This window comes from Laspinema palackyanum D2c (genome assembly GCF_025370875.1).
Taxonomy (GTDB): Bacteria; Cyanobacteriota; Cyanobacteriia; order Cyanobacteriales; family Laspinemataceae; genus Laspinema; species Laspinema palackyanum.
Map to the genome: position 1 here is coordinate 1 of NZ_JAMXFD010000049.1, position 19,370 is coordinate 19,370.

General features: G+C 46.2%; 14 protein-coding genes and 16 tRNA genes. 4 read left to right on the forward strand and 26 right to left on the reverse strand.

The window, feature by feature from the left end; genetic code table 11:
- Positions 1-583 precede the first annotated feature (583 nt).
- The gene (locus NG795_RS27475; RefSeq protein ID WP_367291792.1) at positions 584-961 is read right to left on the reverse strand and encodes a hypothetical protein; all 378 of its coding nucleotides are present in this window, start codon (positions 959-961) and stop codon (positions 584-586) included.
- A gap of 94 nt (positions 962-1,055) precedes the next feature.
- Complete coding sequence (locus NG795_RS27480; protein ID WP_367291793.1) at positions 1,056-1,352, reverse strand: hypothetical protein; 297 nt, start codon at positions 1,350-1,352, stop codon at positions 1,056-1,058.
- A gap of 363 nt (positions 1,353-1,715) precedes the next feature.
- Between NG795_RS27480 and NG795_RS27485 the strand changes: the two genes are divergently transcribed.
- Positions 1,716-3,089, forward strand: coding sequence for a helix-turn-helix domain-containing protein (locus NG795_RS27485; RefSeq protein ID WP_367291794.1), 1,374 nt, complete (start codon positions 1,716-1,718; stop codon positions 3,087-3,089).
- 95 nt (positions 3,090-3,184) lie between these two features.
- Positions 3,185-3,934: a Mut7-C RNAse domain-containing protein gene (locus NG795_RS27490; protein ID WP_367291795.1), complete on the forward strand. Its 750-nt coding sequence runs from the start codon at positions 3,185-3,187 to the stop codon at positions 3,932-3,934.
- A 198-nt stretch (positions 3,935-4,132) separates the two neighbouring features.
- Here the strand turns inward: NG795_RS27490 and NG795_RS27495 are convergent, their stop codons facing one another.
- The 3 genes from NG795_RS27495 to NG795_RS27505 form a co-directional block, all read right to left on the reverse strand.
- A complete protein-coding gene (locus NG795_RS27495) occupies positions 4,133-5,290 on the reverse strand; it encodes a M14 family metallopeptidase (protein WP_367291796.1) in 1,158 nt (385 codons plus the stop codon).
- A gap of 115 nt (positions 5,291-5,405) precedes the next feature.
- Complete coding sequence (gene pgmB / locus NG795_RS27500; protein WP_367291797.1) at positions 5,406-8,408, reverse strand: beta-phosphoglucomutase; 3,003 nt, start codon at positions 8,406-8,408, stop codon at positions 5,406-5,408.
- 972 nt (positions 8,409-9,380) lie between these two features.
- Positions 9,381-10,079: a hypothetical protein gene (locus NG795_RS27505; protein WP_367291798.1), complete on the reverse strand. Its 699-nt coding sequence runs from the start codon at positions 10,077-10,079 to the stop codon at positions 9,381-9,383.
- Positions 10,080-10,714: 635 nt separating this feature from the next.
- Between NG795_RS27505 and NG795_RS27510 the strand changes: the two genes are divergently transcribed.
- Both NG795_RS27510 and NG795_RS27515 read left to right on the forward strand, forming a co-directional pair.
- Complete coding sequence (locus NG795_RS27510; RefSeq protein ID WP_367291799.1) at positions 10,715-11,419, forward strand: hypothetical protein; 705 nt, start codon at positions 10,715-10,717, stop codon at positions 11,417-11,419.
- 891 nt (positions 11,420-12,310) lie between these two features.
- Entirely contained in the window at positions 12,311-12,688 is a 378-nt protein-coding gene (locus NG795_RS27515; protein ID WP_367291800.1) for a hypothetical protein, read from the forward strand.
- A gap of 411 nt (positions 12,689-13,099) precedes the next feature.
- On the opposite strand, the gene NG795_RS27520 is transcribed toward NG795_RS27515, so the two are convergent.
- From NG795_RS27520 to NG795_RS27620, 21 genes are all read right to left on the reverse strand, one after another.
- Positions 13,100-13,360 carry an HNH endonuclease gene (locus NG795_RS27520; protein WP_367291801.1) on the reverse strand — a complete coding sequence of 87 codons (261 nt, stop codon included), beginning with the start codon at positions 13,358-13,360 and terminating at the stop codon, positions 13,100-13,102.
- Positions 13,361-13,420: 60 nt separating this feature from the next.
- Positions 13,421-14,854, reverse strand: a complete 1,434-nt coding sequence (locus tag NG795_RS27525) for a vWA domain-containing protein (RefSeq protein WP_367291802.1) — start codon at positions 14,852-14,854, stop codon at positions 13,421-13,423.
- 278 nt (positions 14,855-15,132) lie between these two features.
- Positions 15,133-15,204, reverse strand: a tRNA-Met gene (locus NG795_RS27530).
- Positions 15,205-15,623: 419 nt separating this feature from the next.
- A tRNA-Leu gene (locus NG795_RS27535) sits at positions 15,624-15,696 on the reverse strand.
- An 81-nt stretch (positions 15,697-15,777) separates the two neighbouring features.
- Positions 15,778-15,978, reverse strand: a complete 201-nt coding sequence (locus NG795_RS27540; RefSeq protein WP_367291803.1) for a hypothetical protein — start codon at positions 15,976-15,978, stop codon at positions 15,778-15,780.
- A gap of 17 nt (positions 15,979-15,995) precedes the next feature.
- Positions 15,996-16,178: a hypothetical protein gene (locus tag NG795_RS27545; protein ID WP_367291804.1), complete on the reverse strand. Its 183-nt coding sequence runs from the start codon at positions 16,176-16,178 to the stop codon at positions 15,996-15,998.
- Positions 16,179-16,347: 169 nt separating this feature from the next.
- Complete coding sequence (locus NG795_RS27550; protein WP_367291805.1) at positions 16,348-17,331, reverse strand: GNAT family N-acetyltransferase; 984 nt, start codon at positions 17,329-17,331, stop codon at positions 16,348-16,350.
- Between the two features lie 21 nt (positions 17,332-17,352).
- Positions 17,353-17,425 (reverse strand) — tRNA-Lys (locus NG795_RS27555).
- Between the two features lie 17 nt (positions 17,426-17,442).
- Positions 17,443-17,528, reverse strand: a tRNA-Ser gene (locus NG795_RS27560).
- 202 nt (positions 17,529-17,730) lie between these two features.
- Positions 17,731-17,802 (reverse strand) — tRNA-Asn (locus NG795_RS27565).
- A 198-nt stretch (positions 17,803-18,000) separates the two neighbouring features.
- A tRNA-Ser gene (locus NG795_RS27570) sits at positions 18,001-18,086 on the reverse strand.
- Positions 18,087-18,090: 4 nt separating this feature from the next.
- A tRNA-His gene (locus NG795_RS27575) sits at positions 18,091-18,164 on the reverse strand.
- A gap of 6 nt (positions 18,165-18,170) precedes the next feature.
- Positions 18,171-18,243, reverse strand: a tRNA-Ala gene (locus NG795_RS27580).
- A 320-nt stretch (positions 18,244-18,563) separates the two neighbouring features.
- Positions 18,564-18,637, reverse strand: a tRNA-Arg gene (locus NG795_RS27585).
- 6 nt (positions 18,638-18,643) lie between these two features.
- Positions 18,644-18,718 (reverse strand) — tRNA-Val (locus NG795_RS27590).
- A 5-nt stretch (positions 18,719-18,723) separates the two neighbouring features.
- A tRNA-Gly gene (locus tag NG795_RS27595) sits at positions 18,724-18,795 on the reverse strand.
- A 4-nt stretch (positions 18,796-18,799) separates the two neighbouring features.
- Positions 18,800-18,872 (reverse strand) — tRNA-Thr (locus NG795_RS27600).
- 9 nt (positions 18,873-18,881) lie between these two features.
- Positions 18,882-18,959: transfer RNA gene (locus NG795_RS27605), tRNA-Met, on the reverse strand.
- Positions 18,960-18,972: 13 nt separating this feature from the next.
- Positions 18,973-19,046 (reverse strand) — tRNA-Leu (locus NG795_RS27610).
- A gap of 41 nt (positions 19,047-19,087) precedes the next feature.
- Positions 19,088-19,161: transfer RNA gene (locus tag NG795_RS27615), tRNA-Leu, on the reverse strand.
- An 8-nt stretch (positions 19,162-19,169) separates the two neighbouring features.
- Positions 19,170-19,244: transfer RNA gene (locus tag NG795_RS27620), tRNA-Pro, on the reverse strand.
- Between the last annotated feature and the right edge of the window lie 126 nt (positions 19,245-19,370).

Genomic DNA, 19,370 nt, shown 5'->3' on the forward strand with positions numbered 1-19,370 from the left:
CGATGGATCCTTCAGTTCCTAGGGGCCTCCTGCCAGAAATATTATTTACTGACTTGATTCAACCTGCGGAATGTGGGCTAAATCATTTTGACATAGAGATAGCGAGCAAGATGCTCACGCTCCAGGTTTCTTGGGCTTAGATCCACTGTTAAATTCATTTAGGGTCGCTATATTCTGCCAAAGGATTAACAGGCTTAGAAATCGCTTGCGAAAATTGCTAAAAAGACTTATTCCAAAGAGGTTTATGTTAGCGATGTGGGTTCTGAACTAAAGGAAACGGCTCTCGGAGGGGTTGGGGAAAGAGGTGACCAAGGGAAATTTTAGAGCGGTATTAGAGAAGGCAAATTTTTATAATTATTCATGAGGTATTATTGTAAATAAAGTAATAGTTAATAACGTTTATTTTCTCGGTGACCTTGACAATTGCCTCCCCATTCCCTTCAAAACCAGCCAACTCAAACTCAACCCTATCTTGACTTGGGCAACGCCCTGCATATCTTCAGTTTTTATAGACAAAATGAGTACACAAAATAATAACCCGGGCATTTTCGGGTTATTCCTGAGATTATTTTAAAGTCATTTTTTAAAATTCTTCTTCATATCCTCCCTCATTTATGGCATTTTTAGCTGCAATGTAAAGGTCAATCTCAGCTTTAATATCCTTGCATCTTTCTCGAATTTTATTTTCAACAAGAGCTAGACGGCTGAGGTCAGCCTCTTTATCACATTTTGCTGTTACTCCTATTTTAGTTAAATCCCAAACGCTTAATTTATTCCTCGCTAACGCAAGAAGTACCTGACTCTCAACAGAATCGGTCGGATCAAAAAGACCTTTTTTCATTAATTCGATGGTTTCGGCAATTTTTTCCTCTTCTTCAGTTAAAGTTAGTTTTATTTTAGATTCGTAGTATGTTCCCCCAAATGGCCCTTTTTTTTCTTGCCGATCTACAGATAATTTCATGGTTATAATCCCCAAATACTGAAAAGCCGGATCTCTTAGACTTCATTAACGCACCCTACGCTGACCCGGAGCAAGAGCAGTAGAGCTTCTTTAGCTAGTTTTGGCCTGACTTGTTATTTAGCCTCTGAGTTTGAAGAAGAAGCTTAATTGCTTTCTTTGCTTCTGCATCTCCATCTTTGGCTAACTCTTCCAACTCGGTAAAAGTGTTAGCTTTCACACCTCCGGGGTATTCATATTGAATTTTGGAGAGTTGATAATCTATTTTAGTAGAGCGCAACTTCTCCCAGGTGTAGTTGCCGCCATACTTGTTGATGAGTTCTTGAGCTTGTTTTCCCATAATTACCGCTATTGCTCTGTTTATTTCTCGATTCACCCGACTAACCGTCTCCATTTGTTCAAGACGTAACTCCAGGATTCACCCTGAGATTGTAGCCAGGTGACGGTTGCTTTTCCACACTTAATGCAGGGTACCCCTTCTCTAGGATCTTGGCTTCTCTCGCAACTGCCGCAAACGTAGTTATCTCCATTTGGGTCAGCTTGGTATTTTGCAGATCTTGGGTAACTCACGGTTTTTTCCTTAGATGAGGTGGTTGTTGGGGCTGATGATTAGCCCTTATGCAAACATCATCTATGAAACTCTACGTCCTGCCAAGTCGGAAATATCGGCGTTTCGAGGCGATAGTCCAATCGGGTTTGTCGGGAATGTCGGAAAGATCGGATATAATAGGTCAAACTTTACCACTATCCTTGACCTATGGACATCACGGAAGTGTTGAAACTGGCGGATGAGCTAGTTTTTACTCAGACGGGGAATCATTTGGACTATCTGCAAGAGGCAATTTTGCAAGGCACTTTGGAAGGTGAGACTTATGCGAAAATTGCGGAAGAGACTTATGCCAGCGAGGGTCATGTTAGAGATGTAGGTTCGGAACTCTGGAAACTTCTCTCGAAGGGGTTGGGGAAAGAGGTTAGCAAGGCGAATTTTAAAGCGATATTAGAAAAAGCAAATTTTTATAATTATTCATCAGCAATTGGTAGAGATTATGTAACAGTTAATAACGTTCATCTTTGTTCGGAAGCTCGCCGATCGCCTCCCCATCCCCCTCAACCCCAGGCAACTCAAACTCAACTGCATCTTGACTTAAGCAATGCGCCGGAAATCTTCAATTTTTATGGACGAACTGAGGAACTCGCGACTCTCGATCGCGCTATTGTTGGCGATCGCTGTCGTCTGGTGGCACTTCTCGGATTCGGTGGGATGGGTAAAACAACTCTGGCGCTGCGTCTGGTTGAGCAAGTTAAAAATCAATTCGAGTATGTCATCTATCGCAGTTTGCGCTTTTACTCGGATCTAGGTGCAATTGCTGCCAATCTATTGCAGATCTTTTCTCCCGATACCGAGATTCCCGATCGCCTGGAAACGCAACTCTCCCAACTCCTCACCCATTTACGTCAGTCTCGCTGTTTGATTATTCTCGATGATTTGCAGATTCCTTTCAATAGTGGCAAACTGGCGGGGGGAAATGGAGCGATTTACGAAGAGTATCGACTGTTTTTTAAGACGATCGCAGAAGTTACACATCAGAGTTGCATAGTCGCGATCGCCGATGAAAAACCCCTCGCGATCACCACCTTGGAAAAGCAAAACTATCCGGTGCGATCGCTGGTATTGCAGGGTTTAGGTGACGCCGCGAAATCAATTTTGCAAGACCAAAATTTATCGGATTCTGAAACTTGGGATAGTTTAATCAATCTCTATCACGGTAATCCCCTCTGGTTAGAGATAACCGCCACCTCAATCCGAGAATTATGTGGCGGTCGAGTAGGGGATTTTTTAACCTATAAAACGCCGGTTTTATGGGAACCTTTGCAGGCACAACTAGACCAAAAGTTTCAGAGGTTAACGTTACCGGAAAAGAAGGCGATCGCCCAACTTTCAACGGCAACCGAACCCGTGATATTAATGCACTTGTTACAACTGACCCAACTCTCCGCTGCCGAGTTTTTTAAAGTGATGCAATCCCTCGACAGACGCTTGTTCGTCGAAATTCAGGAACGGGAAGGCGTTACTCAATTTTTCCTTAATCCAGTATTAAGAGAATATGCGAAAAGTTGGGGATTGGATTGAAGATTAATTTGTGTTTAATAGATAATTTATTTCAGGTTTGTAGGTAAATAAAATCCAATTTGCTAAAATAATAATAAGTTAATCTCTACCTTCCTATGAACTGCGCTGAATTTCGATTTCATGCCGAACTGAACGACTTTTTACCACGGGATAGCAAAAATTTGACCCTGACGCATCAGTTCAACAACCATCCCTCGATTAAAGATTCCATTGAATCGTTTGGTATTCCCCATCCGGAAGTTGATACGATCGCAGTCAATGGCAAATCAGTGGATTTTTCTTATCGGGTGCAAGATGGCGACTGCTGCGATATCTATCCCATTTCTCAAGCAGTGCAGCTTTCGCCTGCGGTGAGGTTGCGTCCCCCACCGGAACCGCGTTTCGTGTTAGATATCCACCTGGGAAAGCTGGCGGGGTTTTTGCGAATTTTGGGGTTTGATACTCTCTATCGCAACGACTATCCCGATGAAGAGTTAGCACGGGTTTCTAGTACAGAAAATCGGATTTTGCTGACGCGAGATATCGGGTTATTAAAGCGCGGAATGGTTACTCACGGCTATTGGGTGCGATCAACCAATCCCCATGAGCGTCTGGAAGAGGTTTTGCGACGGTTTGAGTTGTTGGATGCTATCACGCCGTTTAGTCGTTGCATTCACTGCAATGGGTTACTGGAAACTGTGGCTAAAAACAGCATTTTAGAGCGTTTAGAACCGAAAACCCGGGAACATTATGATGAATTTCGCCGCTGTAGTTCTTGCGATAAAATTTATTGGAAAGGTTCCCATTATGAAAAGATGCAGGAATTCATCGATCGCGTGATGACAAGGGAGAATTATGAAGGGTGATAGTGAGTTACCTCTAGCGGTTCTTGTACCTCATGACCCTAAATCTGCTTGTCAAAAGTTGGGTTTTTCTATTAGCGGCCCGCCCGGATTTCCTAGGAGTCCGGGAACCGCTCTACTTGAACCCGCATTTTGGAGTACCAAATGTGATATAAAAATCATTAGGTAGGGGAGACACTTATTGGATGTTAATAATTAGGGCTAATTTATCATGAATTTATCAGTTTCTCCCTGGAAAATTGATAAAATGTAATCCCCTTGATTGGCAGAATAATTCGTACAAATATCGGCAATTAAGCCTGATTCTACAGCAGGAATGTCGATGATTTGGGGGAGTTCTCCAGTTTTGTCAAAACTTAAAAGTTGGTAAAGACAGTCGCCTTTTTTAACCAAGGTTCCCAACGGTAAGCGGTTCTGAATCATTCCTCCTGCGGTGGCATAATATTTCCTGATTCGGTCTTTGGGGATAAAATTTACGGAATGTAAGTCTGTTTCCGGTAGGGGAAATCCGGGAATCTCTAACATCCCTTTGGTTGCCAAATAGTTCTGAATTCCTCGCACTCCTTTGGCGACTGATTGCGGATTCATCTGCATCCCGGTCCCGAGTTCAAGGGTCCAGGATTCGACTTCAAATTGTATAGGGTTTCCCTGTTGGGCTAAACTTTTTTCTAATGCCAGCCAAGGTTTCATTCCGGCTTCATCGAAGGCATCGCCATCATATTCGGTCATCAGAATTGCATAATCGAGGAGAAAGGCTTTGGCGCTTTCTTCTCGGGAACTGAAGCAATAGAGATAATCTAGTCCTTGGTTGGTGGAACTGTGGCAGTCGATGACATAATTGGCATCTAAGCTCAATGATTGGAGTTGATAGCGATACTGTTCGACGAAGGGAACGCCACTGGCGGCGTTGATTTCTTCTTGGAGTTTATGGAAGTGTTTTAGGATAATATTTCGATAGTTTGTGGCGATTTCGTCGGGGTTTAGATTAATTTGAGAGGAGGCAAACTGATTAATATCGGTGGCTTCTTTTTCATAATCCCAAAAGATTCGATTCCAGTCTTTGCCATCATAGCTGTGATAGCGTCCACTGGAAAAATGTTGCGATCGCCGGTTAATTCCCAGAGGATTACAAACCGGAACCAGCCAAATCTCGCCGGTGATTTGACTGGCATCTACCTGCTGCCACAATTCCATCAGTTGATGAATCACCGCATTTCCGGCGATTTCTGCTCCATGTAAATTAGACTGAATATAGGCTTTGGGTCCGGGATTGTCTCCAATAAATTTATAAACCTGGATAAACAACCGATCGCCTGAAGCCAGTTGCACAATCGGAACCCTCTCAATAATCGGTAGCATACAACCTTACCCCTTGCACAGCGTTAGAATTTTACAACAAAAAGACACGGCTTTTTTGGCCGTGTCTTGATAATGTTAATCCCATTCAAGGGTTAACCCCAAACTGGAAGCTGAATTACACTGAACCGGCACCAATGGGTTTGCCGATCGCTGCTAAATCCCCAGGCAACAGGGTGGTTTGGGCGAGTTTATCCAGCAAATCCTTCCACTGGATATACTCTAAGGACGGCAGAACCAAATCCGCTTCCTGGAACCGTTCCACCGGACCTAACCCTACCGCTAACATTCCGGCTGCTTTGGCTGCTTCTACCCCGGAATCAGCATCTTCAAAAACGATGCACTGGGAGGAAGGGATTCCCAACAGTTCGGCAGCATGGAAGAACAAATCCGGGGCAGGTTTTGATCGCGATACACTGTATCCATCGGCGATCGCCTGCACCAGATGCCCAATTCCCAAGCGTTCCACGACCATGTGAGCATTTTTGCTGGATGACCCGATCGCCACTTGAATCCCTGCTGCTTGCAGTTCCATCAAAAATTCCATCGCCCCAGGTAACAAATCTTGAGGACCAATCTCCGCTACTAGGTCTACATAGTAACGGTTTTTGCGGTCCATCATCTCCTGCATTTGCGCTTCCGGAACTTGGCGATTGCCTAGCAAGGTTAACAGCGACTCGCGACGTGCCAATCCGCGCATCGCTTCATTCGCCTCGCGATCGAAGGGAATCCCCTCCTCATCCGCCAGTTGCTTCCAGCCTAAATAATGGTATTCTGCCGTATCCGTCAGAACCCCATCCAAATCAAAGATGACACCGCGCAACTTGTCGCGCAACGCTGTTGCGGTAATTTCCGACAAGGCAGATGTCGTTTTCTGAGACTCTACCGAGGGACTATCCTGTTTAATATCAAACTCATACCAGCGATCGCGCCAGGATAGCTTGAACTTCAGACGAGTCCATCCTGGGGGTAAGTGAGGATTGGCGATCGGACCGCGTTCCGTCAGACGAATTCCGGCAAATCCAAACACGATCGCTTGCCACACCCCTCCTGTTGAGGCAGCGTGAATCCCCTCACAAGCATTGCCGCGCACATCTTCTAAATCGACTAATGCCGCCCGCATGAAGTGTTGATATGCCTCTGTCGGTTTATCCAATTGCGCTGCTAACACCGCATGGATTGCCGGACCCAGACTCGATCCATAGACGTGATCGGTGCGGGGACAGTAATAATCCCAGTTTGCTTGCAGGGTTTTGGAATCGTAGCGATCGCCCAACAGATACAGCAACATCAACACATCCGGCTGTTTGAGAATCTGGCATTGACTGGTTGCCTCAATTCCCAAAAGCGCCTGCATCGACTGCTGACGCGGTTCGTAATCCGCCAAATTCACATCTTTGAGTGCGAAAAAGCCTTCTGATTGCTCAATTAACCCCGTCTGTGAGGGGGTAGGCAGGTAAATCCGCTCAATCACATGGTTCCAATGGGTGAGGCGTTTGGCATCGAGATCCAGTTGCTGTACCAATGCCTGTGCCTGATCCGGTGCGAAATCCTGCAACCAGTTTAAGACACCTTGTGCGGTTTCCAGATGCCATTGCATCATCCGGTTGGTGAAGGTATTGTTATTGACGCGATCGTGATTTTCGTCGGGTCCGATCACATCGCGGATTTCATAACAGTTGCGATCGCCATTCCATTCGGCGCGACTTCCCCAGAATACAGCGGTATCCAGGATTAATTCTGCGCCATAGTCTACCATCCAGGCGTCGTCCCCGGTGATTTGCCAGTAGTTCCAGGCGGCATAAGCAACATCTGTCGTGATGTGCAGTTCGATATCCCCACACCAAATCCGCACCAATTCTTTGCCTTCCGCATCCGGAACCCAACGGGGGGTGACTTCATCTCCAGTCGCTGCGCTTTCCCAGGCAAACATGGCCCCTTCATACCCGGAATCTGCCGCTTTGCGACGAGCACCGGGGAGGGTGTGGTAGCGATAAGTTAGGGCATTTTTGGCGACTGCGGGTTGGGTGTAGCTTAAAAAGGGCAGCAGAAAAATTTCCGTATCCCAAAAAACGTGACCCCGGTAAGCAAACCCTGACAAGGTTTTTGCGGGAATGCTGACATGACTATCATGATGGGGGGCCGCTTGCAGCAATTGGAACAGGTTATAGCGGATTGCCTGTTGCGCTTTGAGGTCCCCTTCGATGACAACATCGGATTTTTCCCAGAGGCGATCCCAGGCGGCAGCGTGTTCGTCGCGGAGGGTGTCATAGTCTGTGATTTGACTCAGCTTGGCGATCGCCGTTTGAGTAGGGGCCTCGGTTTCCCGGGAGGTGTAAATCGTCACCAATTTTTCCACCGTCACCGTTTCTCCCCGGTTGCCGTCAAAGCGAGTGGTGAGGGTGGGGTATCCCGGGGTCGTCATCGCCAACACCGGAAGGGTTTGTTGCTGGGCATTTTTAACTGAAAGCTGGGTTGCCATTCCCAACTCAATTCCACTATGTAACGTAGACAACTGCATCCAGACCCCATCCACTTCTGAGGGGAGGAGGGAAAAGGGGAGGGAACTGCTGGATTTAGCGGTTCTAACCGGGGTTAAACCTTGATTAATCCATTTCCAATGCTTGATTCCTTGGTTATCCGGGTGTCCGTCGAGTCCCGCTTGGATTTCCACGATATCGGAGAAATCAACCGGGGTAACCGAGAGTCGGATGGCGGCGACATGGGGTTCGGCAAGACTGGTAAACCGCTCAAAATGGAGGTCTAGAGTTTTTCCCTGGGGACTGCGCCAGCGAATTTGGCGGCTGAGAATGCCGCGTCGCATATCCAGTTGTCTTTCATAGTGCAGGATTTCGCCGCGATCGAGGCTGAAGTATTCGCCACCGACAGACACCACCATCGGCAGCCAATCGGGGCAATTTGCCAGTTCCGTATGGACGATCGCGACCTTATCATACACGCCATTAATCAAGGTGGCAGGTTTTGCCCCGGGATAGCCTTCCTCGAAGGTTCCCCGAGTGCCCAGATAGCCATTTCCTAGGGTAAAAACCGTTTCGTGATGATGCGGTTCGCTTAAGGAGTCAAAGTTGCGTTCGGTGATAGTCCAATCGGTTGCGTACATCGGTATCCGCTCAGGTAATTCTACTTAACTATTTGAGGGTTCTGGCTGTAAAAACAAGTGATAGAAGGCTTCTACATCCAGGTGGCGATCGCAGATGGGTCTTTTAGGAGATTTTGCCTAAAATCTTCCCTACGATCTGTTCTTCTATCTATAGAATCCCTCTCCGGATAGATGTAATATCAAAATGCTAAAAAACTCAACAAAACGATACAAAATTACATAAAGTCAGGAAATGCTTATTATTTTTGTAAAAATCAACAAAAATTTGCTATAATCAGCCCACATTAAATCAAGAAACGTTGACACTAAATATCTTGCCAAGTTTCTTGGGATTTTAAGGATTAATTCCTTCAGGGAACTCCAAAAAATATAATAGGCAAAAACCCCGGACCCTTCAGGGTGGGGAAAAAAGCGGACGAATCCCGAGAAGCGCGGGCTAATCGAGTATTGTTGGGTCCTTAACCTTCGGATTGGGATGATTTATTTGTTGGAATACCCTAAACCCGGTTCTAGCCCCGACTTTGCCGAGGGTTTAGGGGCCTGCTCCGGAGTGGATTCATTCAGGAAATTTGATTTAAAATCTAACCCCTCAATGAGGTACTGTAGTTACAATTGCTCCCCTAAAAATAGGACCCGTTAATCAGGAGCTACAGAGGCTGATCAACCCTAATCTAGTCCTTCAAACCCACTCCCTCTCTCGTGAATTCAGTGATGGTCCGTGAGGGCCATTCCCACCCTGGATCTGAGGGTGGGCATTTGACGAACAGTTATTGAAAAGAGAGAGGATTTCTCAACAGGATTTAATCCAGGATGTAGAGCAGGATTTTTATAAAAAATATTATATAGGCGAACTCTGAAATGTTAGGGGATTTAGGGGGTAACCGGGGAATGAGAGTGGCTTTGTTTGGACCTCATTCCGGGTGAAAACCTTGCTGGGGATTAATTCGGCTTCGCAGTAGAGAGGTTGCGCCGTTATCCGGCGTAAACCGAGTCGTCCCGTAGTCGCCGATCGCGCTTGACTTCTTGGCGATCGGGTGCAGGTGCCTTAATTTCCCCATGAGGACGCATATCCCACCGTCTTTCACAAAACAGCACTAAAGTACCTGTCATAATCAAACCTGTAACCAGATATTCCCATCCACTGAATGCCGGTAAAATAGCTATCCCCAAAAAATGAAATCCTGCCACCAAGAAGGTACTGCGCGATCGCAATGCCCATCCGGTTCCCACATAACCCAGTCCACATAATGCCAACCATAAGGGACATAGACGGATCAAAATCTCTCCCCAACCATAAGCAATACTGGCGTCAGTTAAAATCGTTCCCCCCACCATTAGGAATACCCACCAATAAACGGTCCAGCGCACTTCTTCCACGGTCACCCAAAACCAGCTTAAGTAACACATCATTGCCGTTGCCACCAGGGTGAGGATAGACCAAGCAATTGCTTGGGTTGTCCAATTAATGGGGAAAAATTGGGCCGTAAAGAAGATAGTTCCCGTCACCACTGCCCAGACCATCATACTTTGATCAATGCGGGTATAAAATTGCTTGAAGATACTCCGCCCTGCAATCTTCCATTGGATTCGCCATAATCCTTGGCAATCCTGAATCGTGTTCGGATCGGGTTTTTTGGAAAAAATAGGTTGGTTTGTTGGAAAAAAACTCATGTCACACTCTCTGTTAAACGTTGATTAGTTTTATAGTTCAACGTTAACAAGTTGGAGAGTTGTCTTACATCACCAATAAGGCATGAATCCTCAAATTTGTGATAAATTGATTCAAGATATACCTAATGATATATTTTGGGGAGAGGGAGAACTATTCTTTAAGGATTTAGATCCAAATTGTTGCTATTGAAAGAACCACAATTTTTCCAAACTTCCCTTATATAAAAATCGTCAAAACCCAAAGTTATTCGCTCTCCTAGGAATTTAGGAGCGGGCTAATCACCCCGGGCTTAACCCCGGGATGCCGAACCCTTGACCCCAGAAAATTTCCCGAAGAGTTTATAGAATTATGCAAATCCTGGATAGGGCAACCGTAAGTATAAAGCCTCAAAACTGGGCAAAAATCTAACTGGAGGTAGACCCTGGGAGATTTTGACTCCATTGCCTCAATTTCCATCTGGGGATAGAGAAGCCTGCTTATTCCTGAGATGACAGGGGTCAAGTAGGGCCGCCATCAGAAAATCCCTGTTGGGATGGCGATCGCCGTGACGAAACGCAGACCCAGATGCAATAATGCAATTTGTGGCAAATCATGCCCATGCTCACTCAAAGGTTAAATCCAAACTCTAGTAAAAATGCCAGCCGATCGCGAGATGAACCGTGACCCCAACCCCAGCAACCCACCCCAAACCACCGGAACCCTAGAATCCCGGCTGATTGTGCTGGTGCCTATCTTAGTCGGCGTCACCGTCGTATTATCTGCATGGCGAATGTTGCTGGGGGTCGCCGTGATCTCGGGACTGGGATGGGCGTGGAAACAGTATCAAGAAAAGGAACAACAGCGACTCGCCACCCTCAATGCCCTGTTTTATCAATTAATTCAAGATAACCAGGGACGCCTAACGGCCCTAGACTTTGCCATGCATGGGGACATTTCTGGGACTGAAGCGCAAGAATATTTAGAGGAACGCGCCCGCGAGTTCGCCGCAGGATATGAAATCACCGATAATGGGGGCATGGTCTACTGTTTTTCCAGTATTAAATTGCCGGAACGCTACCAAACCATCGATGTCGCCAGCGTCCCCGCCATGTCCGAACCGGAAGCCCCCAAAGCCGTGGCCCCCAAAAAGCGCCGAGTGGTGTTGCCACCTCCGATGAATCAGACTGAATTGGCGACAAGGTTGGGGGTGCATCCCACTACCGTGAGTAAAAATAAGAACAAAACCGAATTTCTGGACTGGAGTCGGGAAAAAGACCCGGCAGGATTTGCCTGGACTTATGCACCGGCAACCAAACAGTTTTTTGCCATTGAGTCCGAGGGCGATCGCAAATCTAAGTAAGGTAAATCGGCCCGAGAAAAAGTGAGAAGCATCAACAATCTAGGTGAGAAGACTAAGGGCCTCTGTCAAGGTTTTATGCTTCGGTACTGGGGAAAATCGATGTAACCCGCTTCAGGAGGTAAAGATATACCTACCGAAAAATTTCTTTAACTCCCGCGAACTTTTTTGGATAACTGCTCGTCTAAATTAAATTTTTGAGATAAATTTGACAAGAAATTCCCAAGTTACGGAACTCCAAAACATAAAATCTTTTAGGGTCGATCCCCGCACCCCCCTTTGGAAGTGGGGCTTTAGCCATTTCTTAAGACATTTAATGCCCCATTTTTTTCATAAAAATCTCTTAACAAAAATAAATAAATTAAAGGGATTGACATCTACCCTAACAGGGTGTTATAAAAAATATACAGCTCTCAAAATTTATCAATTGAGAGAAATCAATACAAGACAAGCCAATAGACTAAAGCCGAGTCAAATCGGTTAACTTGAAGCCATCGCGTAAGTTACTGAACGAACAACTTTCGTGCAGTCCCCCTCCGGGAAAGAGACCTCAGCGATCTAAATGGCTAAAAAATCGGGTGATCGCCTTGGAACTGATACATCATCAGGCGATCGGATGATATCCAAAACCCAAACTCTCATCACAGTCTTAAGGGCCGCTACTACTAGGGAGAATTAACCCTTTCCCTAGGGTCCCGCAACACAGGTTAAATGTTAGAGCAGGCTACCAACCTGTTGCCCAATACCGACTAGATAGAGAGAGGTCATCCGAGTAGAGAATTCCAGTCGCTTATAGGGCGAGGAATTTTTTATAGGCGATGAAATCCTTTCTACCTGGCCCGCTTAAACTTCAATATTTTCACACCCATCTCATTTTTTCCAAGGAGTCAAACAATGTTTAACCGTTCTCTTCGTCAAATGGTAGGGGTTACCCTAATGTCTTTTCCTCTTCTTTTATCCGGAGGTTTCTATAACCCTATAGAGGCTCAAGAGTATGAGTCCGTGGAATTTACGCTGACTAATGGCACTGATCGCGTCCTTGAGGAATTCTTTATTGGGCCTCCTAGTGTAAGGGTATGGGAAGACAACATTTTGGATTCCGCATTAGAACCCGGCGAAAGCGCGACCGTCACTATTGATGATGGATTGCCGGATTGCAAATATGACCTAATGGCAACACTAGGCCCTGGTGATGGGGTGGGTAGAGGACAACTTATAGAAACTAATGTCGAAATTTGTGGCGGGATGGAGTACACCTATTATACCAAATAGTTTCCTACCTCAAAGAAGCTTAATAGCTCTACCTTTGATGGAATTCTAAATCCTCAAATTTAGCCGTCATATAGCGACACTAAATCATAAGCACAATAGAAGTCAGCAATGGGAGTATCTGGCTCCCTAGCTGTAGAAAGTAGGGAGCGAAATACTCCCACTCTCTTTAAAAATTGTCCCATTGGTTTAGGGTCGCTCTATATTAACTCGGGTTAATCCGGCATAAAAAGTATTCTCATCAGCCCAGGAGGAATGATAGCCAACTTAGGAATGAGGAGGAAATCATCGAACCGGATATGAACCGAACATAAAAAAAGACGGAAGCCAATATAGACTTCCGTCTACTTGCATAGCATGATTAAAACTGCACCAGCCTGGGATTACCGATCCACTTATCCAACCTCGGGAATTTTAGCGATCAACTTTAATCCGTTTATCCGGCTTTTGCTTCTTTACCCAAGCTAAAAACTTCCTCATTTGGGGTTCTTCCTGGAGTTTTTCCACCGTATTCAGTTCTTGCGCCAGTCGAGCATTATCAAAGAGTGCATGAACCTGACGATGACAGGCTGAACAAATATCAACCCTTGGCCCTTTTGCTCCATTTTTTTGTTTCGGAATCAGGTGATGAACCGTGAGGTTCTCCATCTCTCGTTGGCAGAGTCCACACTGCATAGAATTCTAGGTAAAGTAGGTATAAATAAGCAGGACGCGCCGTAGCGCATCCTACTTCCTTTATTTATTTTGACGCACCGGTAAGGGTGTGTCCAAAATCTCCATCAGCAAATCCAGTCGCGAGGGACGAGACAGCAAGGGGACGAGATTCGGTAAGGAATAGTAATCCCCGCCAAAGGTGAAGGTTTCCACCGGCACTTGCTTCTGCTTGAGTTGGGTTTCTACCCAATCGCAAGAATGTCCCACACGGACGATTAGCACATTCGGCATCACCGCTAATTCGCGAGAGTAGGTTTGATAAACATCGGCGAAATAGGGATGACCATTCTCACCTTCATCTGTAACTAGGATGATTTGGTCCACCACCTGCTTTTTCCGACGCATGGCTTCTAAGGCACAACCGACACTGGTGCCGCCACCGGCGTTAATCCCATCGAAAGCGCGTTCCCAGTCGCTTAATTCAGCACCCTGAGCAGTGACTGGGTAAGGCATGGTATCGAAGGCATAGACATAGAGTGCCGCTTCGGAAATCCCGGAAATCATGGCAGCTAGACGCTTACCGACTGCGATCGCCGAGTCCATTGAACCGGATTTGTCCACCAGCAATCCCGTGGGTTTGCTGATTTTTCCGCGCTTTTTGACTTGTTCATTAGTAATTTGTTCTAACTGCGCGGTGGTGGCAGCATCCAGGTTAGCAGCCTCGGCAGCAACTCGCGCTTTGTAGGCAGAGACGCGATCGCTGGTTTGCGCTTTTTGCAATTTCCCCTCAATCAACGCTTTGACATCGGGATGATCCATCGCACCTCGCGCTTGCAGGGATTTCATGTTATTGATGACTTCCTGCGCCGACATCGAGTTAATCAGTGCGACTAAGACGGTTGGGGTTAACTGTTTAATTGCACCAACGGCGATCGGATAGGGGATATTATGTTCCACAATCAGGGCCGCTTGTTCTGCCGGATTGGGCGATTTTGCCAGTTGCTTGAGGATATAGGCGAGGGAATCCTGGGGGGGTTTGTTTTTAAACAGGACTGCATCGGCGCGATCGCTCGGTTTGATATGCAAGCTGGCATACAGATGTTTCATGGCACTCCGGTTGCGAAGTGCGGCGCGATCGAAGAAGCTGGCATTTTTTTCGCGATCGCGCAGATATTGAGTCACTGCCGTGCGTGAGGAACGCGGTACTTTCCCCCGATGCTGCTTCATAAAGTCTACAACCCGTCCAACTTGATAGGGAGGCAACCCTTGCAGCATCACAAAACCGGCGTCCCGATGTGCGGTTAAGGGACTGGTGAGTAAATGCCCGACAAAGACTTCTTTATGATCTCGGACATCCCCATTTTTGCTATACCAAACCCCCAAATGGCCGTAAAAAATCGGGTCCAGTTCCACCATTAGCTGATGTAATTCTGCCACATTTTCCAATTTTCGGTGTGGGGTAGTCAGCAAACTATTCAACATTTCCAGTCTTAAATCCCGTTCTGCTGCATTCATGAACGTCCTCCTTTTGTCTAAATTATTTTTCTTAAAATGAGTTTTAAATGATTTGCGGATTTAACAAAAAAAAGAACACTTCGCGCAAGTTTAAAAAGCCTTTTGTTTATACATGAGAATTGAACCCATAAACCCTTTCGGGTACTCGATTTTTAATCAAGCGCTTTACCAGTAGCAAGTATGTAAGCTTTTTTAGTTAGGGCGCGAAGTGCCTGGGTACTCAGAATAGGGAAACGCGGAAAATTTTAAACACCTCGTGCAAGTCCAGAAAGCCGTTGTTGCATACGCAGGAATCGAACCTACTAAAGTTACTTTATGAGAGTAATGCTCTACCAGTGAGCAAGTATGTAAGCTTTCTGAGTTAGGACACGAAGTGCCTAGATATTAAAACCATTTTGAAAGAGAGAAAATTAAAACACTTCGCGCAAGTTAAGAAAGCCATTGATTCCTACGCAGGAATCGAACCTGCTAACGTTACTAGGATAAAGTAATGCCCAACCATTGAGCAAGTATGTAAGCTTTTTCAGTTAGGGCGCGAAGTGATGGGGTACTTAGAACAGGATGAAAATGCAAAAATTAAAATACTTCGTACAAGTCCAGAAAGCCGTTGCGTCATACGCAGGGATTGAACCTGCTGCATTGACTTTGTGAAAGTCAATGCTGTACCAAAGTATGTAAGCTTTTTGAGTAAGGGTACGAAGTAACTGGATATTAAAACCGTTTTGAACAGGAAAAATTTAAAACACCTCGCGCAAGTCAAGAAAGCCGTTGGAACATACGCAGGACTCGAACCTGCTAAAGTTACTTCCTTAAAGTAGTGCTCAACCATTGAGCAAGTATGTAAGCTTTTTTAGTTAGGGCGCGAAGTGCTAATGGTGTTCAAATCGGAGAAATCATTTTGTAACTCCTAAATTCTGAGGAGTTTAACCGTAAACTGCTTCTGGGCGAACGATTAAATCACCGGAAGGACGCCGATCGCAAACATAATCCTTGAAGCGATCGCCATTCACCTCAAAGTGACGGGCAATCTGTTGTTTGATGGCTGAATCGGTCATGGATTCAGTAATGCCGACTTGATTTTCCGTGACGTCGTAGGAACGACCTTCAAAACGAATATGAACCATTTTATTTTCTCCTTTTCCTATAAGAAATAACGCCGTTCTAAGTAATAAACTGCGATGGTGTGACGGATTTGCTCGCCAGGATGAACAGTTTTGACGTTACTTTCTTTGGACTGATTTGGGGTTACGGTTAACTGCTTCCGCTGAGTTCGATGCTGAAAATTATCCCAACTCAGGGAAAGCAGTTTCAGGTACAGTAACAAGGGAATACCTCAATTTATTTCAGGAAAATTATGGACTGATTTGAGTGGATTGTCCCAATTTTATTAAGTTTTAAAGGTTCAGCAAGTAGAAATCTCATTGATTTTTTTCCTTGCTTTTCTTTAATGTAACACTCGTGTTACAATCTGTCAAGGGGGTATTGAAAAAAATTCAATTTGCTAGTTCCGGAGTGTCAAGTGCTTTTGATAGCGCAATTTTTGCGAAAGATTTACGAAACCCGACGGATTCATAAAGTTTCAAGGCTCCAGTCGGACTTTGGGCATCCACACTCAATAGAATAGTTTCAACTCCAGCCGCTTGTAACTGCTGCATACCCGCTAACAAAAGCGCTCGTCCGATGCCTTGATTGCGGAAGCCCCGACGGGTTCCTAGGACTGTAATCCAGCCTTCATTTCGTCCAGTCTGCCGATTTTTTTCAGCATGAATTGTACAATAACAAAAACCGGCAAATTGCCCATCAGGAGAGACGGCTACTAAATCAAAGGCGGGCTGATAAGGAAGATGGGCTAATTCATGATCCAGGCGATCGCGAGTTAAGGGGTGAAAATTCCAATGGTCAATAAAACTCTGGTTGTACAGTTCAACCCAAGCATCCCCATGCTTTTGCTGTTCCCCAATCTGCACGGTAAATTCAGAGGGTAACTTAGGGGTTGGTATCGGTTCAGCAGCGACTCGTTCCATGCGGAAGAAATAGCGATTGATGGCGAATCCACAGCTTTCTAAAAACTGAATGCGATCGCCATCGGATTCCCTGGTTCCCGATCGCAAGCTCACCGGCACACCACACTCCCGACTGACTTCCTGCATTCGCGTCTCACCCCATGCCACGATTTCCCCTTCCACGGTTCCGCCTCGGAACATCGGATGCACCCGAAACCAGAGGAAACCATCCCGAACCTCACCGGATTCAGGAATCCAAAGTTGTGCGAACCCTATCAATGTCCCCTCTGGAGTTTCCCAGAGGCGAAGATTGCGATCGCGATCGACGTCAGGCGCTTCAATTTCTTGGCGCAGTTCGGCGATGGAACTCCCTTCATCCAGGCAATCGACCGCCTCACAAGCGTTAATTAAAGCCGCGATCGGCTCTAAATCCGTTTCTCCCGTATAGCCGCGTTTTGTTAAAGTTGTCATCATCAATGTTACCCGTTTAGATAGAGGGTGGTAGAGGAGTTGAACCTCTCTCGATCCGATTAAAAGTCGGATGCATAAACCGATCTGCCAACCACCCATTGTATCCCAGATCAGCGGAAGCTGGAGGAGTCGAACCCCTACGGATTTCCACCGTACCCCAGTTTTCAAGACTGGTTGCCGTCCCATCAGCAGCAGCTTCCATCAATCACTTTAGGGATCTGAATCCCAAACCAATCTGCAAATCGAAGGCGATTGCAAACCTACGTCACACTTAAACTATTTCATCTTACAGCTACTCCTCACTTATAGGAATTCCACATATTTTTAAACCCCAAATGTAGAGGCGATTCGCGAATCGCCTCTACATTTAGAGGTAATGCGTAAGTCCTAACTTAAATGAAACTCCTCGACTTGGACTCGAACCAAGAACCCTCCGGTTAACAGCCGGATGCTCCACCATTGAGCTATCGAGGAATAGTCCCTTACCTTAAAGTGATGCAGGAAGCCTCTCACAGGCAAGAGAAAGCCCCTTTGGATGGAGTTGAACCACCGACACCGACGTTCGTAGCATCAGTTCCAGATCCGCTGGCAAAGGGAAATCCACCAGAGAGGTACTGCCCCTCCTAACCCCGCGTTATCAGCACGGTGCCTCACTTTTCGGCCTCTGGTGGGTGGTGGAAGATGGAGGAATCGAACCCCTACAGTTACCTGTACTCTGGCTTTCGAGACCAGTTGCCGTCCATTCAGCAGCATCTTCCGCAGGGTGTCTGACGGGACTTGAACCCGCTAGGACTGGCTTCACAAACCAGCGTCTGGACCGCTTGGACTTCAGACACCATCAGTGGATCTGGCGGGGGTCGAACCCGCAACCTCTTCTTTGCAAGAGAAGCGTTCTCCCATTGGAACTACAGACCCAGATTTAGTAAACGATGGACTTATGTGAGGCGATCGCGTTGGTTCGTGCAAGTGCGAGGAGCGTTTTGCGCTTTCTCAGTTACTAGAGGGACTCCACCGATGGGTTGTTACACACTCTTTAAAGGATGGCTACTTCTAAGCCCACCTGTCGGGTTCTTCGTATTCCTCGTTCTCACGCGCCCACAGTTTTTCGTGGTACTTTTCCTCTCGTACTCAAGTATGTAAGCTCCAAAAATTAGGTCACGCTTTAACGCGATCGCAGCCAGTTAAACCCATTAAATTTCAGAAGATAATCCCTCCTTTTTTTAAGTCAATAACAACAAGAGTGGTAGGACTCGAACCTACATAAACCGATTTAGAAGATCGGGACTTTTTCCCATTAAGTTACACTCTCTTTTGTTGGTAGTCCTAGTCAGATTTGAACTGACAACATCTTGCTTGTAAGGCAAGCGCTCTACCGTTGAGCTATAGGACTCCAAAAGCGGATGATGGGATTTGAACCCATGCACTGAGACTGGCAGACTCAGATGCTTACCACTACATCACACCCGCAACAAGCTGGTGACAGGAATTGAACCTGTAACCCATCGCTTACAAGGCGATCGCTCTACCAATTGAGCCACACCAGCATCAAGAATTGGTGGCAGGGGCAAGATTTGAACTTGCTGATTTTCAGTTTATGAGACTGACGAGCCAACCATTGCTCCATCCCTGCATAAATCACCAAAATACCCCTGACTGGACTCGAACCAGTACCCCCTAGATCCTTAGTCTAGTGCCTCTTCCAATTGGGCTACAGGGGCGAATTTTTAAGTAGGCGATCGGTTGGGTTGGTTAAACCCAATACCCCTGACAGGACTCGAACCTGTAAAACACTCGGTCTGAGCGAGCGACGGTTTCCCATTACGTCACAGGGGCAGAAAAAATCGGGATGGTAGGATTTGAACCCACGACTCCTTGGCCCCAAACCAAGGCTTCTAAAACCGCTGAATTACATCCCGTTGGTACTCCTGGTGGGACTCGAACCCACACTTTTTTAAAAAACAGATTGGCTCTTCAGGACTTGTGGTGATAAATTTATCTAATGAATGAGGAGTCCGACGTACCAGATTAGAAGCTGAAGCCCA